Origin of the sequence: Streptomyces sp. NPDC001941 (assembly GCF_040296945.1) — a bacterium.
GTDB lineage: Bacteria > Actinomycetota > Actinomycetes > Streptomycetales > Streptomycetaceae > Streptomyces.
This window is the reverse complement of record NZ_JBEOYE010000260.1, coordinates 1-1,341: the sequence shown is the minus strand read 5'-3', so window position 1 is coordinate 1,341 and position 1,341 is coordinate 1. Positions and strand designations below refer to the sequence as shown.

The window sequence follows — 1,341 nt, the reverse complement described above, 5'->3', positions numbered from 1 at the left end:
GAACGGGCTTTCGCGCAACTCAAGTCCTGGCGGATCCTCCGCCGGGCCCGATGCTCCACCCGCCGCATCAGTCGCACCGTCCAAGCCATCCACACCCTGCTGACCTGCAACTATTCAGGATGAAAACGGCTCAGTGTCGATGCGGAAGCTATCTGGTGAGCTTGCCCGTTGAAACGGCGGTTCGGGAGCGGTGCCCAGGGCGAGGGTGAAGATATCAGGGCATCTCCTGAAGTAGGTGCGCCCGGATGCTGCGGTGTCCGAGGTGCCGTTGCGGGTGAATAATACTAGGCCAGCCGCTGCCAGAGAGTGCGGTTTTCGAAGGCGCGTGCTGCTCAGACCAGTACGCGCGTGCATCCGTACAGTGCATTCACTCATGTTCAGTCGCTTGGCCAGGTCTACTAGGGAAATCTGGCCGTGCCGCGTGCCGGGGTGGGCGACAGAAGCCAGGGCGCGAAGGATCTGTCGGCAGGCGCGGCAGGGTACAGGGAGCGGCACCGTGGCGGCCCAGTCATGTGCGCGGACTGCGGGGCTTGCCTCAGAGTGGCTCTCTTCAGACTCTGGTCCGGCTGAGGGGTGGAGGGGAAGTCCAGTGGGCAGGCGATCTTTGAGAAGTCCGTGGTAGGTCAAGTGCGTGGTGTGGACCTGCACAGTCCTCCGTGCCAGGCCCGTCTTTGCACACACCTCGGCGTTCGTGGCGGCAGGGCCTGCAGGTCCGTGGTCGAGTAGATCGGTGCGGGCTCTGAAGACGGAGCAGCAGTGCGGGCATTCGCCGGGGAGGATCAGCCGGTGCCGAAGTTTTTGCAGTTCCACCCCCGAATCAACGTTTTACGGCCTCGAAAGTGACGGTCGCGGCCGACTTCCGGCTGCCGCATCCGGGGGGTGCTGTGGCATAGGCTGGCGATGACGGGTGATGGCTAAGGGCTGTCCCGTAAATAATCTCCGAGACGTCTCGGGCATGGCAGTCCGCCGTGCGGCGGGCTGGCCTATCCGGCGACGGCGAGGTTGTGCATCCGGGCGATGCCGAGCATGGCGTGGTGGACGCCGTCGCCTTTGAGGCGGCAGTCCCGGAGGATTTTCCAGGTCTTCATTCGGGCGAAGACGTGCTCGACGCGGGCTCGGACCTGCTTGTGGGACTTGTTGTGCGCCTGCTTCCACTCGGGCAGGTCTTCGCCCTTTCGTCGGCGGTGGGGCATGACGAGTCCGGTGCCGGGGTAGCCGCCGTCGGCGATAGTCAGCGTGTTGCCGACGGCGGTTTTGGCGCCGGATTCCTCCCACGCCTTGCAGTCGTTGCGGTTTCCGGCGAGCGGCCGGCCGACCACGACGACCAAGCGGGTGTCGGCG

The 1,341-nt window shown here is 65.0% G+C and carries 1 protein-coding gene and 1 pseudogene; one reads left to right on the top strand and one right to left on the bottom strand.

Annotation, left to right across the window (positions count from 1 at the left end):
* Nucleotides 1–123, top strand: a pseudogene (locus ABT160_RS47020) (IS5/IS1182 family transposase); the annotation flags it as partial.
* Between the two features lie 860 nt (nt 124–983).
* Here ABT160_RS47020 and ABT160_RS47015 read toward each other — a convergent pair.
* On the bottom strand, nt 984–1,341 hold a 358-nt coding region (locus ABT160_RS47015), incomplete at its 5' end, for a transposase (protein ID WP_351656587.1).